This window comes from Bacillus lumedeiriae (assembly GCF_044891285.1).
GTDB classification, from domain to species: domain Bacteria; phylum Bacillota; class Bacilli; order Bacillales; family Domibacillaceae; genus Pseudobacillus; species Pseudobacillus lumedeiriae.
In genome coordinates this window covers 60861-75320 of record NZ_JAUIYO010000006.1, presented here as the reverse complement: position 1 = coordinate 75320, position 14460 = coordinate 60861, and the positions used below count along the sequence as shown (strand labels likewise).

General features: G+C 40.7%; 13 protein-coding genes, 2 pseudogenes and 1 riboswitch. Of the genes and pseudogenes, 12 read left to right on the top strand and 3 right to left on the bottom strand.

What is annotated here, in order from left to right; genetic code table 11:
• Window positions 1–73 precede the first annotated feature (73 nt).
• Window positions 74–1399, top strand: a complete 1326-nt coding sequence (locus QYG89_RS09950) for a PQQ-dependent sugar dehydrogenase (RefSeq protein ID WP_404316849.1) — start codon at window positions 74–76, stop codon at window positions 1397–1399.
• Here QYG89_RS09950 and QYG89_RS09945 read toward each other — a convergent pair.
• Window positions 1386–1949: a hypothetical protein gene (locus QYG89_RS09945; RefSeq protein WP_404316848.1), complete on the bottom strand. Its 564-nt coding sequence runs from the start codon at window positions 1947–1949 to the stop codon at window positions 1386–1388. The two genes, QYG89_RS09950 and QYG89_RS09945, sit on opposite strands and share 14 nt — an antisense overlap.
• A gap of 152 nt (window positions 1950–2101) precedes the next feature.
• On the opposite strand from QYG89_RS09945, the gene QYG89_RS09940 reads away from it, so the two are divergent.
• The 5 genes and pseudogenes from QYG89_RS09940 to QYG89_RS09920 all read left to right on the top strand — a co-directional run bounded on the left by QYG89_RS09940 (window position 2102) and on the right by QYG89_RS09920 (window position 7597).
• Complete coding sequence (locus QYG89_RS09940; protein ID WP_404316847.1) at window positions 2102–2959, top strand: protein-glutamine gamma-glutamyltransferase; 858 nt, start codon at window positions 2102–2104, stop codon at window positions 2957–2959.
• Between the two features lie 227 nt (window positions 2960–3186).
• Window positions 3187–3726 carry a hypothetical protein gene (locus QYG89_RS09935; RefSeq protein WP_404316846.1) on the top strand — a complete coding sequence of 180 codons (540 nt, stop codon included), beginning with the start codon at window positions 3187–3189 and terminating at the stop codon, window positions 3724–3726.
• A gap of 200 nt (window positions 3727–3926) precedes the next feature.
• Window positions 3927–4961: pseudogene (locus QYG89_RS09930) on the top strand (HAMP domain-containing protein); the annotation flags it as partial.
• The gene (locus QYG89_RS09925; RefSeq protein ID WP_404316966.1) at window positions 4953–5903 is read left to right on the top strand and encodes a methyl-accepting chemotaxis protein; all 951 of its coding nucleotides are present in this window, start codon (window positions 4953–4955) and stop codon (window positions 5901–5903) included. The pseudogene QYG89_RS09930 and the gene QYG89_RS09925, both read left to right, overlap by 9 nt.
• A gap of 464 nt (window positions 5904–6367) precedes the next feature.
• Entirely contained in the window at window positions 6368–7597 is a 1230-nt protein-coding gene (locus QYG89_RS09920) for an MFS transporter (RefSeq protein WP_404316845.1), read from the top strand.
• Window positions 7598–7794: 197 nt separating this feature from the next.
• Here QYG89_RS09920 and QYG89_RS09915 read toward each other — a convergent pair whose 3' ends face one another.
• Window positions 7795–9051 carry a YeeE/YedE family protein gene (locus QYG89_RS09915; RefSeq protein ID WP_404316844.1) on the bottom strand — a complete coding sequence of 419 codons (1257 nt, stop codon included), beginning with the start codon at window positions 9049–9051 and terminating at the stop codon, window positions 7795–7797.
• A 310-nt stretch (window positions 9052–9361) separates the two neighbouring features.
• Between QYG89_RS09915 and QYG89_RS09910 the strand changes: the two genes are divergently transcribed.
• The 5 genes and pseudogenes from QYG89_RS09910 to QYG89_RS09890 all read left to right on the top strand — a co-directional run bounded on the left by QYG89_RS09910 (window position 9362) and on the right by QYG89_RS09890 (window position 12951).
• Window positions 9362–9493 carry a hypothetical protein gene (locus tag QYG89_RS09910; protein ID WP_404316843.1) on the top strand — a complete coding sequence of 44 codons (132 nt, stop codon included), beginning with the start codon at window positions 9362–9364 and terminating at the stop codon, window positions 9491–9493.
• Window positions 9494–9635: 142 nt separating this feature from the next.
• Window positions 9636–9833 carry a hypothetical protein gene (locus QYG89_RS09905; protein ID WP_404316842.1) on the top strand — a complete coding sequence of 66 codons (198 nt, stop codon included), beginning with the start codon at window positions 9636–9638 and terminating at the stop codon, window positions 9831–9833.
• A 393-nt stretch (window positions 9834–10226) separates the two neighbouring features.
• Window positions 10227–11918, top strand: coding sequence for a methyl-accepting chemotaxis protein (locus QYG89_RS09900; RefSeq protein WP_404316841.1), 1692 nt, complete (start codon window positions 10227–10229; stop codon window positions 11916–11918).
• 304 nt (window positions 11919–12222) lie between these two features.
• Window positions 12223–12459, top strand: a pseudogene (locus QYG89_RS09895) (IS5/IS1182 family transposase); the annotation flags it as partial.
• Window positions 12460–12705: 246 nt separating this feature from the next.
• Window positions 12706–12790: riboswitch (cyclic di-GMP riboswitch) on the top strand.
• A gap of 29 nt (window positions 12791–12819) precedes the next feature.
• Window positions 12820–12951, top strand: coding sequence for an anti-repressor SinI family protein (locus QYG89_RS09890; RefSeq protein ID WP_404316840.1), 132 nt, complete (start codon window positions 12820–12822; stop codon window positions 12949–12951).
• Between the two features lie 165 nt (window positions 12952–13116).
• Here QYG89_RS09890 and QYG89_RS09885 read toward each other — a convergent pair whose 3' ends face one another.
• Window positions 13117–13623 carry a hypothetical protein gene (locus tag QYG89_RS09885; protein WP_404316839.1) on the bottom strand — a complete coding sequence of 169 codons (507 nt, stop codon included), beginning with the start codon at window positions 13621–13623 and terminating at the stop codon, window positions 13117–13119.
• 205 nt (window positions 13624–13828) lie between these two features.
• On the opposite strand from QYG89_RS09885, the gene QYG89_RS09880 reads away from it, so the two are divergent.
• Entirely contained in the window at window positions 13829–14305 is a 477-nt protein-coding gene (locus QYG89_RS09880; protein ID WP_404316838.1) for a DUF4240 domain-containing protein, read from the top strand.
• Window positions 14306–14460: the final 155 nt, after the last annotated feature.

Genomic DNA, 14460 nt, shown 5'->3' with positions numbered 1-14460 from the left:
CACTTCATTGTAATGAGGACGATCCTTCTTTGAATATCTAGAAATAGGGGATATTTCTAGAGGAGGGGACATTATGCATCGTCCTGATACGATTCAGCGCATGATCAGACCTCAAGATATTTTGGTGCCGTCGGGATATAAGGTTGAAGTGTTTGCCGAGGGGCTTATGACCCCGATTAACTTAACGTTTACTGATCAGGGAGAAATGTTAGTCGCAGATGCCGGTATTGCTTCAGGAAGCGGGAAGGTGCTCAAGCTTACTTCAAGGGGAATGAAAGTAATAGCTGAAGGATTCAAGCCGCCGCTTACAGGCATTACCTATTATAAGGGAGATATTTACGTAGCACACCGTGGATTTATTACTGTGGTAAAAAGTGATGGGTCTAAGAAAGACATTATTTCAGGTTTGCCAAGTTTTGGCGATCATCATAACAATCGAGTGATTTTTGGTCCCGATGGCAAAATGTATTTTGGACAGGGAACGGCTACGAATTCAGGTGTCGTTGGTGAAGATAATAGCCGCTGGGTGAAGCAATATCCGTTCTTTCATGACTATCCTGGTTTGCTTATTCCGTTAATTGGAGAAAACTTTAGAACAAAAAATATTTTATCCGAACGTCCAGGCGAAGAGGCTTGGACGGGGGCATATTCGCCTTTTGGTGTTCCTTCTTATAGAGGGGAATATGTGAAAGGAATTGTGATGGCAAGCGGGAGTATTTTGAGAGCCAATCGGGATGGATCCCAGATTGAATTAGTTGCCTGGGGGCTCAGGAACCCATTTCGTTTAAAGTTTGACCGTCATCATCGTCTGTTTTGTGCCAATCATGGCATTGATGTTCGGGGAAGCCGGCCGGTTGCTAATTCCCCGGATGAGTTTCAATGGATTAGGCAAGGAACATGGTATGGCTGGCCAGACTATACTGGAGGGCTCCCTGTCACAAACCCAATGTTTAAACCAGAAGGAAAACCGCAGCCGGCCTTTTTGCTTGCGGAGCACCCCATGCAGCCGCCAAAACCTATAGCTGTCTTTGCTCCACATTCAGCTGCTATGGGGTTTGATTTCAACTATGATTCTTCTTTTGGTCCTGTTGGAGAGGCGTTTATTGCTGAGTTTGGAAGTGAAGCACCGGGGACAACGGGCGGTCAACCTGCACCTAGAGTGGGGCATCGTGTATCGAGAATCAATCCTGAAACAGGAAAAGTGACGACGTTTGCTATCAATAAGACAGGACTTGCAGCTTTTGCAACAGGAGGAGGAGGCTTAGAAAGACCAATTGATGTAACATTTGGAAAGAAAAATGACATGTATATTACCGATTTTGGCATCTTTAAGCCGCCTGGAAGAGCTGAAATTGTGATTCCAAATACAGGGGTCATTTGGAAAGTCACGAGGCAATAATCGTTTTTAATCTTTTTAAATAGAGCAAGCCAGCTTCGACCCAAATCCAGCTGTAAAAGAAGGAAAATAAAAAAATGCATCCAAAGACAGGGTAAGAAAAGGTACCGGAAACAGAAGGACCTAGTACAGGAAATTTGAAGCCGTACAGTAAAATGGCTATGCCAGCCGTTAACAGACTGGCACCGCTTATAATAATACTTAGCCTTTTTTTGAAAAAATAAAAAGAAGCTCCGATCCCTAGTCCTAACAATCCTGTTGTAAAAGGGAAAACAATGAGTTCGCTTGGCTGAAGTATGAGAAGCAATAGATTCGCGAGTAGATAAGCAATACATCCGAGGCCAATCGAAAGCATGGAACAAAGAAGAAGAGGAGCGGTCGCTAATGGGCTAATCAAATACCCGATAATCGGTAACATTCCTCCAGCGGCTTGAAAAAGTGCCGCCAAACTAGCGAAAACAGCCCCCAAAACAAGGTGTTTTGTTCTAGATAGTCGATGGAAAGCGACTCGAGTCGGTTGGATCTCATCTGAAACGGCTGTAAAAAAATACATGGCTGCTCCCTCACTTTCGGGGGACGGATTTTTGATTAGCTTATGAGGGAAGAAGTAAAATATGCCGCCAATTAACAGTGTTCTTTAAAACCTCGCTTGAATATACTGAATAACAACATGAGTGAATACTGAAATCCGGAAAGAGGGATCGTATGATTCAGTTATCAGGGATGCCCTTCCAGCAAAGTAACATGTGGCCGCCCGGCAGCATTGAAAATATCATCGTCCAACAAATGATTGAAGATCCAATTGTGTATTCGTATCAATCGTTTGATGAATTATCGTTTGAACTTGAGCTGCGAAAAAATATCATATTAAGTGCAAGAGCCCTTAATCAAAGCAATCCGCAGTTTGCAGTATTTGCCAATGCCCGTTCCAATCCGCAATACTGGTATTTAACGAGTATCGGCGGATTCCGGCTCAGACCAGATGTAAGGCCGTCTGATGCGATTCGAGATATTTACATGAATAGTTCACAATATGCCTTTGAATGCGCTACGGCTATGCTTATTATCTATTATCATGCCGTTTTAAACGTTATGGGTGAATTCTTATTTAACCAATTGTTCCAAGGAATCTATCTGTACAGCTGGCATGCTGATCCTGATCTTGGCATTACATCAAAGTACACGGAACGTTTTTTACCTGGGGATATTGCTTATTTTAAAAATCCAGATTTTAATCCAGAGGCCCCTCAGTGGCGGGGAGAAAATGCTGTTATCCTTGAGGACGGCACTTATTTTGGACATGGGATAGGAATAGGAACAGCGGAACAAATCATTGGTGCCCTGAACCAAGGGAGAATACCAGGGAGCGTTCAATCAGCTTATTTGACAAATCTTGTGGTCAGGCCTTCTTTTGAATATTTAGCGAGAATTTCTAAGATGCAGCGAGATGAGTGGCCGCAAAAGTCTACAGCAGCCATCATTCAGCATAATAAAAGCTCCATCCCATATGACCAGTATGTCTTCTTGTTAAATCTAGTGTATAAGAATAAGAAGATTTCCTAAAAGTTCGTCTCTAGTTTGTTTTCAAGGAAATTAAGCATCATGTACTGATCAAAAGGCTTTCGGTCGTCCTAGACCTGTCTATTAAAGAGTGTGCTATAAGAATCATATGATTTTGAAAAAAAATACAAATTTGCCTCCTTAAACCTCATTTGTAAGTAAAGTGTTTTATTTTTAGTTTAATTGTATTAAAATGGTAACTGAGGTTTTTGAAAAGGAGGACGCTTCAAATGAAAAAAATAATCTCTTGTTTTTTAGTTTTAGCACTCGTGTTCGGATCACTATCGTCTGCAGCTTTACAATCTGACTCTCACGTCAGCGCTGCTGCAAAAGTTCCTAAGGGATATAAATCTATTTCAAAAAGCTACTCAGGAGCAATTGTTCATAAAGTCTTAACTGATAAGCAAGCGCGGTGGTCTCAAGACAATTATTACGTTTATATGAAACCTAAAGAGGCTAGAGCATTTGCCGGCAGATTGGAGATGTCTGCTAAAAAGCAGGTAGCATGGTATTTTGCTTCTATATTTGCAGGGCCTTATGGTGCTATATTAAGCGGCGGTGTACTAGCGGCAAGTTTAAACCGGAGTGCGATCGCCAATGATATAAGAGCTCAATCTGAAAAGGGACCTGTAAAATTAGTGATTATAAAGAATCGCTATAATACAATGACAGGAAATGTGAAAGCTTGGGATGGTAAATACGTAGATGTTAAGAGCAGTAAAATAGAAAAATATAAATCAATTGAATATTTAAAGCCGAAGAAGAAATAAAGTTTGTATGTAGATTTCATGTATAGGCTATGGGAAAAAGGGAGGCGGTCATCGGCCTCTCTTTTTGCATGTGTTCAGCCAGCTGCATCAAATTCACAAAAACAGAGGGGCGAAGCACCTCTGGTAAATGACTAAACAATTGTCAGCTTTTGTCGATAAATAGAAAGTGATTTATTTTTTAAAGCTGTGGAGGGAAGTTTGTGAATTTAAAAAGTAAGCTTATCGTTTTGTTTATTGTTATAGCACTTATAACCAGCATACCTATAACAATTCTCGGTCTAAGAAGTGTAGAACAACAGGCTGCTCAGAGAATTAACGCTAAATTATCAGGGACAGTAGATGCAGCTGCCAATGAGTTGAATGGCTGGATTGAGAGCAATACAAAAGTAGTCGAGACGATAGGTACAGTCATTCAAGATGCGGTGCCAAAGGAGGAAGTGACGAGTGCTCACTTGCAGGCATTCCAAAAAGACTCCAATGCTCAAAATATTTCTGCGCTCTTCGCCGGCTTTGAAGACGGGACATTTGTTGATGGATCCGGATGGGTGCCCGACAAAGGGTATGATGCCAGAACAAGACCATGGTATGAGGAAACGAAAAAATCAGGTGAACTTGGCTATTCCGACCCTTATTTAGAAAAGGTAACAAATTCATCTACGATATCCATTAGTGTACCGTTGGTGAATAAAAATGGCGGTTTTACAGGTGTTGTTGCGGGAGAAGTAAATTTATCCACTATTACAGATGGACTTAAAAAAATCAATCTGGATGGAGATGGCTACGCGATGCTTCTCGATAAGAATGGCACCATTCTTAGTCATCCTAATGAGAAACTGTTTAATAAGAACTTGTCGGACAATCCTGACTTGAAATCAGTAATTGTTGAGATGCTGGCTAACGATTCTGGACAAGCAGAGTACGTCTATCAAAACGAAAAAAGATTGATGATGTACAAAAAGATTCCAAGCACTGGCTGGATTGTGGCGGCCTCTGTCTCTAAAGATGCGGCTTATAAAGACTTTTATTCGCTGCGAAGCCAGTATGTACTGATGAGTATAGGAACCTTGGTTATTGTCGGTTTTCTTGCTTTTATCATCGCAGGAAGAATGGTAAAGCCGCTGATCAGACTGAAAGATACATCTCAAAAAATGTCTCAAGGTGATTTAACTGTCCAAGTCGATGTGACAGGAAAAGATGAAATAGCGGATTTAGGGCATTCGTTTAACATGATGTCTAACAATTTAAGAGGGCTCATTCAACAGGTAGCTGACTCGGCAGCTCTTGTTGATTCAACTTCCCAGCATGTCCACCATTATGCAGAGAATACAGGAAGAATAGCTGAACAAATCTCAACGGCTGTGGAAGAGCTGGCTAATGGCTCAGCTGAACAGGCTCAATCTGTGCATTCTGGCTCAGAAATGGTGGCAGGCATGACACAATCGGTATATAGCATCTCAGAGAATGTTGAAAAAACGGTGCATATGATCGATGAAGCAGATGAAGCAGTGAAGCACGGTGTTGATATTGTCATCAATCAGATTGAGTTGGCAAAAGAAAGCAGAGAGACGACAACGAGTGTAGGGGATTCAATCGAGCTGTTAGCCGAAAAGTCTCAAAAAATTGAAGAAATTGTAAGAGTTATTCATGATATCGCAGAGCAAACGAATTTGCTTGCTTTGAATGCAGCTATTGAAGCAGCCCGTGCTGGCGAACATGGAAAAGGTTTTTCTGTAGTGGCTGATGAGGTAAGAAAGCTGGCAGAACAGTCAGCCAATTCGAGCGGGAGTATTATTACGCTGCTCAAGGAAATACAAGATGCCAGCAAGAAAAGTGTCAGTGAAGTGGCTGTAGCGATAAATGCAGTGCAAAAACAAGAAACGGCGGTAAACGACACGAGCGCATCGTTTGATCGGATCAAACAATCAATCGAGGGAATTGTCAGTCAGATTCATGGAGTTTCCTCGGCTGCCGAGAGTTTGAATACGAATGCTTCTAGTATTTCTGAAGTCATTTCTAACGTTGCTGCGGTGGCGCAGGAAAGCGCTGCTTCTACTGAGGAAGTGGCTGCCTCCACTCAGGAGCAGACGACTTCTGTTATAAAAATCTCGGAACTATCCGAAGATTTAACACACAATGCCGCTGCTTTACTGAAAGAATTACAAAAATTTAAGATTTAGACTATGTGAATGACTATTGTTGATTGGGGAGAACGGTGTGAGAATCCGCAGGCGCGGCAGCGGATATCAATAGGAGAGCTTAACAAAGCTAAGGTTTAAGGGATGAATGTTTAGCTGTTAGGTGGAAATAGTATTATATCCCATCATCTATTTTTTTATTGAAACCTATTTTTTAACGTGCTAGTATTTATAACGATATAATATTAATGGTTCCTTTAATACAGTCCCGAGAGGCTGAAAAGGGCGGTGTGATCATCAAGTATTTTTGATTGATCTTTACACCTGCGTGCCCTTTTGTCCTCTGTGACGAAAGGGCATTTATTTTTACCTCTTTTAAAACAAGTCCTGTGAGACTTGAAAAGGGGAATGGAAGAGATCCTTGTAATTGATGAATTACATTTCCATTCCTTCAAAGCTTAGGAAACGCATTTTACGATCATGAAAATACTGGAGGGTGGAAACATATGAATTATCGTAATAAAACAGTTGTCGCTTCAGTTGCTGGTTTGACACTGGAAGGTATGGACATCATGTTTATCTCGTTTGCGATGTCGATGATTATTGCGGACTTTCACATTGATTTAGCAACAGGAGGTTTGATTTCTTCCATTACGAACATCGGAATGCTTGTCGGAGGAGTTCTTTTCGGGATTTTAGCTGATAAGTTTGGCCGAGTGCGAATTTTTACCTACTCGATTCTTTTGTTTGCAATCGGGACAGCGTTAACAGGGTTTGCAACGAGCATTGAGCAGATTTATGCGTTTAGATTTATTGCCGGACTTGGTGCTGGAGGAGAATATGGAATCGGAATGGCGCTTGTGGCAGAAGCATGGCCAAAGAATAAACAAGGAAGAGCGTCTTCATATGTAAGTATTGGTGCCCAATTTGGTGTGATCCTTGCGGCGCTGCTTAGTGCCATAATTCTTCCAACATTAGGTTGGAGAGCGTTGTTTTTCGTTGGGATCATTCCGGTTATCTTTGCTTATATTGTGCGGAAAAACCTTAACGAATCTCCAGAATGGCTGGCAGCTCAGAAAGAGAAGAAGGCATCTGCTAAACAGGAATCAGGCAAGTTATCTCAATTGTTTAGTACGCCTAGAATAGCATTTACGACGATCGCTTTAGGGATTATGGCCACTGTTCAAATTGCAGGCTACAACGGCTTAATGATCTGGCTGCCGTCTATGCTGCAGCAATCACAAGGATTATCGGTTTCTAGTTCAGCACTATGGACAATCAGTACGGCTGTTGGGATGATTGCAGGGATGTTGACTTTTGGTCAGTTCATGGATCGCTTCGGGGCGAAACGTTCCTTTGGCATCTTTCTTCTTGCGTCAGCATCTGCCGTGTTCTTATACGCCTTTGCCGAGGGAAGTGCGGGTGTGTTAATTGGCGGTGCAATCGTAGGTTTCTTCTCAAATGGAATGTTCGCTGGATACGGTGCCTTAATTAGCAGCTATTATCCCGTTCAAGTGCGCAGTACGGCTACAAATACTATTTTTAACTTCGGCCGCGCCGTAGGAGGGCTTTCTCCAATTCTGGTCGGTTATATTCTGCAAAACTATGACATGACAGTAGCGATGATCTACTTAGCTATCCTATACTGTGTATCCTTTGGTGTCATGCTTAGTCTAAGGAAAAGAGAGTCCAATGAATCCGCGGAATGGAAAGAGGTTCAGCCACATTCATACTAACGCTCACAAGCTGGGTGTAGGGATGCCTAAATTTGTGATCCCCGCGCATAAATTAAACATGAGCGCGCACAAATTTGCGATATTCGCGCATAAATTCAAGCGACCCGCGTACAAAGTAGTATCATTTTGTTAGAAGCATTAAGAAAGAAAAGAGTGATCGAAAAGCCAAGGCTTTTCGATCACTCTTTTCTTTGTCTTTAACATATGGAGTCTGTTGACTTTGGATTTTTCAATCCGAACAGAGGACGAATGAACAAGGCAACGTAGGTTCCAAGCATCGCCATAATAGCCCACACCCAGCCGTGGAGACTGAAGGAAGCGATCCCGCTAAAGTAAGCTCCGATATTGCATCCAAAAGCAAGGCGGGCCCCATATCCCATTAAAAGTCCTCCGACAACAGCCGCAGCTGCAACCCCCGGTTTGATTTTTTTGGGCTTAAACGTACCTTGAGCAGCTGCTGAAATAAATGCTCCCAGCATAATGCCAAAGTTCATTACACTTGTAGAGTCAGCTAGAACAGTTTGTGTAAGAGCTTCTCCGTTCGCACCTGAGAAAAAGCCCCAGCTTGTCACGTCTACTCCCATTGTCATTAGTGCTTTGCCGCCCCAAAGAGCGAAAGCGGATGTAATTCCCCAAGGATTTCCCCTAACCGTTAACACTAACGCATTCAATAGAGCTAAAACAATCGCTGCTGTGAATAATGGCCAAGAGCCGCGAACGACCTTCTTCCATCCAGTAGTTGTTGCGAGCGGCTTCATCATTGGAGGGTTTTTCTTTTTGGAAATTTGAACAGTGATCCAATAGATCAGCGCAAACATAACTAATTGCACGAACAAAGCGCCAAAGTAGCCGAGTCCAGTCGATTCAGCTAATGAAATAGGCGGCAGTGAAGGAGTTTCTTCCATCCAAAATGTAAAATGGTATGCTCCAAGCACACAACCTGCAATAAAAGAAAGCAGTGTTAAAATCATGGAGGAAGAGCCGCCTCCCACTTGATACAGCGTTCCAGAGGCGCAGCCATTACCAAGCTGCATCCCTATCCCAAAGATAAATGAGCCGACGATTAGGCTCGTACCTACAGGAGATACATAGCCAACAGGTGTGATTCCTGTAAAGCTAAATCCGGTTCCAAGAATGATAGCAAATAAAGTAGAAGCGATGGCAAGCATCAACATATGTGCCTGCAGCCCTTGAACATTTCCGACCGACATCAGCCGGCGAAAGGCAGAAGTAAACCCGAAACGGGCATACAGCAGTGTCACACCAAGTGCAAGGCCAATGATAAATAATGTGCCCTGCGTCCAGTTAGTAACCATAATGATAGAAATAAAAAGAATCATTGCGATAAGAATGCCTGCCGATACGAGCGGTTTTTGCATTGGACTCAGCTGTGTAACAACAGTTGTTGATTTCCGGTCCCAATTGGGCGGTGTAGTTAATGTAGTTTGTGCCATTCTTTTCACCCCTTAACACATTAGAATAGTTGGAATTAATCTTTTAACATAATAATCTTTTTTGAGTGAAAAGTAAATAGGTGCTTATTAGATAAATCTTGGCCAAGATTAAATGTACTGTGTAAAAGTAGATAAGAGGGAGGTTGAATTTTCAATCTATATTTTGTTTGATGGTGAATAAAATTACCTGAAAATTTGGTAAAAATAATAAAACCATTATATTGATATGGTGATATATAACTATAAGGTAAATATGAGTAATTTTTAAAGGAAGGTTGTTTTACAAATGAAAGAAGCAAGGAGAAGCTCCATGAGAGTATCAAAATTTCAATTGACGATTGCTAATAAGATTACAGGCGGCTTTATGGCGGTGCTCGCTCTGTTAACAATTGTTGCTTGGATTGCTATTGCACAAGTGAGTAAGGTGGACGTTTATCAATAGGATGCTTATCATCTCTACGCTCATTGCTATTTTGCTCGGGCTCGTGATTAGCTCGTTTATTAGCCGTAATATCTCCAAGTCTATTCGTGAAGCATCCGAAGTAATGAAACAGTGAGCTCAGGGGGACATTTCTATTGAAACGATGAAAGTGAAGAACCGGGACGAAATCGGTGATCTCGTTACAGATATGAATAAAATGGTACAAGATTTAAGAAGGATGATCTCGCAAATTTCTGAGTCTGGTGAAAAAATGGCCGCTTCAACAGATGAGTTATCTGCTTCTTCTGAACAAAGTGCAGCCGCAGAGATGCACGGCGCAATTGCTCGTTTTAAATTTTAAGTACAGGAAGGAACATTTCAATATTAAAAAGCCCGCTTCCTTAAAAGGAGCGGGCTTTTTAGTAAATTGATAATTTAGAAAATTTTGTACTTTATTTAAAGTATCTACTTATTAAGTAAAAAACCGATATAACAGTTGAAATGTTTTAGTCATATACACTTAGAAAGGTTGATTAAGGAAAAGCGGAGGTAATCGAGGAAGGTGAAACGAATCCGCAGTGTCTCACTGATGTCACTAGTCTGAGATGATAACGATGGATACAAATTGAAAAGAAACAACGAGTGATAAAATAAAAAGTCTATAGTTATACATGTTCAATAGTGAGGAAATGATGAGATGTTATTTAGGAAATTCTAAGTTTCAGTATGTGAAATAAACAAATAGGAGGAAGTCATGAGTCAATTGTTCCATTTTAAAAGTATAACAGGGAAAATGATATTTGGATTTTCAGTCGTTATTCTCCTCGTCGTTTTATTAGGGGGTTATAACTACATAACAATTAAATCCGTCAACAACCATGTAGAAGAAATTATGGAAAAAGATCTTCAGTTATTAATTGCTGATGAGCAAATGGTGAACACAATGGCTAATAGAGTAGCTGCTGCTCATCGTTACGTGTTATACGGCGGAGAGTATAAAGATGTCTTTAATGAATACACAGAAAAAGGGAAGTATTATGAAAGTATGGCAAGAGAGGCGGGGGTCTCACAGGAGTTTGATGAACTTATTAAGAAAACGGTCACATGGAGACAAGCCATCGGAGAAAAGGTATTTAATGAGTATGACAAAGGAAACATAGAAGGGGCTCGCCAAAATTTGGAAGAGCTGACTCCTATTGCTCGTGAGTTAATGGAGGGTTACGAAGAACTTGCGAAGGATAAGGAACAATCTATTAATCACACAGGACAAACCATCATCTCAACCGGCAAAAAAACATTATTTGTGATTACAGCGGTCTCGATTTTAGTCATCGTGCTTAGTATCGCGGTCGCTTTAATTACTTCTAATGTGATTTCAAATCCAATAAAAAGGGTGATGGATCGAACGAAAACCATTGCTGATGGGGATTTAAGCCTTGAACCGCTAGAGGTAAAATCGGAAGACGAGATCGGACAGCTTGTTAAGGCAGCAAATGAAATGAATAAGAATACGCGGGAGTTATTAAATCAAATTAACGGGGTTTCGGAGACAGTAACAGGCCAAAGTGAAGAGTTAACGCAAGCAGCGAATGAAGTAAAAGTAGGTACGGAGCAAGTGGCTGTTACGATGGAAGAACTGGCATCAGCAGCAGAAACTCAAGCGAATAGTGCAAGTGACCTAGCTGCGGCGATGGAAACATTCGCCGAAAAGGTCGGAGAAGCTAGTGAAAACGGAGAACGGATTCAAGTGTATTCCAATGACGTATTAGGAATGACGAACGAAGGAAGCCATTTAATGAATGCCTCTACTAATCAAATGGCTAAGATTGATCAAATTGTACGGGATGCCGCTGACAAGATGGAAAGCTTAGACAATCAGTCACAAGAAATTTCAAAATTAGTTTCTGTGATTAAAGGTATTGCTGATCAAACGAATTTGCTGGCATTAAATGCAGCGATTGAGGCGGCGAGAGCAGGTGAACACGGTAAAGGGTTTGCGGTTGTAGCAGATGAAGTAAGAAAGCTGGCGGAAGGAGTAGCTGTTTCGGTTAACGATATTACACAGTTCGTATCAAACATACAAAGTGAATCGAGTGTCGTTGCTGAATCATTGAAGACTGGGTATATAGAAGTAGAACAAGGAGCTCTTCAAATTAAAACGACTGGTGAAACGTTCAATAAAATCAGTTCTGCAGTAACAGAAATGGTGAATAGCATTAAAGTGGCATCTGAGAACTTATCTGATATTGCGGCTAATACCCAGGAAATGCATGGGTTTGTTGAAGAAATAGCATCGATTGCCGAAGAAACTGCAGCAGGCGTAGAACAAACGGCTGCTTCTGCACAACAATCTAGCGCAACGATGGAAGAAGTAGCGGATAGTTCAAAACAGCTGGCTATATTAGCGGAGAAAATGAATGGATTAGTAGGGAAGTTTAAGCTTTAACTGGGAGAAGGAAGCCATCAGAGTTGATGGCTTCAGACTGTAGGCAAACTCAATGAAAATTGAAGTTGAACTGCATTCTTTTTATTTTGCTTGTGGATGGGGGCTGTTGATTTCCATTCCAGGCTGCTTCGCTTTCCGCGGGGCGGCCTCGTCGCAAAAGCGCCTGCGGGGTCTCACCTGTCCCGCTGATCCCGCAGGAGTCTTCGCGCCTTCCATTCCAATCAACAGGGTTTACAAAGCTAGGGCAGCCGTATAATGATTACCTGTTTTAAAATAAATAGATAAAATGCTTGAGGGGATGAAGATGCTTTCGAAACACAATCTAATCCAGCGAGACCAACTAGAAATGATCGTTCTAGATCAGCTTGTACTGGAGAATCACCTGGTTAGTAAAATGGAGGCAGCGATTGATTTCTCTTTTATTTATGACTTGGTGGAAGAGTTGTACTCGGAAGTGGGCCGCCCAAGCATTGGTCCCGTTATTTTAATTAAACTGACATTCATTCAATATACATTTCTGAACCCCTCTTGTCGACAAACTGAAGCCATCAAAGTTGATGGCTTTTTTCTTGGGCCTATTCCAACATAAAGGGAAATTGCGAAAGTATCACACTTGTGTAGGAAGGGAAAGGGGGGAAATAATTTTCTTGCATGGTATTTGCGTACTGTGTATCTTTTGCATTACTAAATTCAAAGAAAATTGTTTACTTTGAAAGAAAACACCTAATAGGACCCATTAACTATATAAGTAAATAATGGTAATATTTGTATGATATTGAAAGTTTTAAAAAGATAAAGGTAAACCTCTCGAAAGATTGGGACACAAAGCTTCAGGTCTAAGGTTCTATTACTATGATGGCTGAGCTACCTAAAATAATTTAAATATTTTAGGGGGTTACACATGTTTAGTTCTTTAATTGATAAAAATGGGTTAGATAAAGAGTGGGTAGAATTGATACTTCATGCTCGAGATCTAGGTATAACTGTAGATGAAATTAGAGAATTCTTAAGCCAATCTTTAAGACCTGACTAAGGTCTTTTTTGTTTCACCTTTTATCTTTTGTCACAGCTTGTGGCGGATGCGGCCAACATTAGAAGCTTGCCTAGCAATTGGTTAAGCGCTTTACTAGTATTTTTTGATTAACCTAACTAAATAAAAAATACCAAAAATAAAGAGCAATACATTTATCATGATAGATCAAGGGATGATGATTTCTTCTTTCTTTGGAGGTGTTGCTTTTCTAGCGAGTTTGCCCCCGTTGTAAAATTTTCCGTATTCTTTCAATATATTAGCAGCTTCTATAGTGGATGGTATTTTACCATCTGCAGGAAACGTTAAGTAATACGTTTTTGTATTTTTTCTGTGGATGACCCATCCGAAAAACTTCATCGCAAATCCGTGGGATCCATTGTTTCGAAACTTCGGCATCGTTTTCCCATCCCAAACAGTCATAGTTTGTCCATTCCCTTTCCCTTTCTTTAGTTCCCCGTGTAGTTCCGCGTAAATGAGCCCTGGTGATTTTTTCATTTGATTCATGACCATTAATGTTAACATCTGGTTGACAAAAAGCTGAAATAAATTCAGTCCTTCTCCTCTTGTAAGAGATATAAATGTTGTTTCTGGAAGCAGCTTTGGCACCTCACCTAACACAAGTGTACTATTGCCTTTGTTATCCTTCTTTGCTGCCCACTTCTTTTTTTTCATGTCATCTCCTCCTAACTTACAATATATTGTATAATTGGTATTCCATTTGTATGTATGCTATACCTTTTTTATGGAGGTGTGAACTATTCCCTTGTGTCCAATAGGGTTTTCTTTTCTTTGAAAAAGACAAGCGGGGTAATGGATAGAAGTAAATTGGTAGTTCTTTCAGGAGTTTAACTAAATGATCAAACAGGAGGGAACGTATATGTCTAATACACTCCAAGATATAAAAATGGACGAGAACGAGTTTTGGAAAATCATTGCTATGTTTGATTGGGAGTGTGAAGGTGATGATGAAGATGTATTAGAGGAAGCTATCGGCTATTTATCCCAAAAGTCCGATGAAGAAATATTTGCTTTCGAGGATATTCTTTCAAAATTTCTTTACAATTTAGATGGTATTGAATATGCAAAAAATATTGGTGAGTATGCTTATGTGGATGAGGAAGAGTTTTTCTCTGTAGATACCTTCTTATATGCAAGATGTGTAGTTGTAGCAAATGGAAGGGACTTTTATTATGAGGTGTTGAAACATCCGGAGGAGATGCCTAAAGATTTGGAGTTCGAATCTTTATTATATGTTGCTAACGAATCATATGAGCGGAAAAATGACGAAGAGTTTGATTATGTTCCGAAGTATGACTATGAAACATTTAGCAATGAGGAGAAATGGAAAAGTTAATTTTCTATTAAGTTCTGGAGCTATCCGCTCAATTATTGGCGTTCCTTATAGGTTTGTTAAATGAAGGATGAATTAAACAACCTTCCAGCATTTATCTCTATACCTTCCATATAATGATAGATAACAATTGCCTCTGTAGCTCTAGCAGGGAAGAG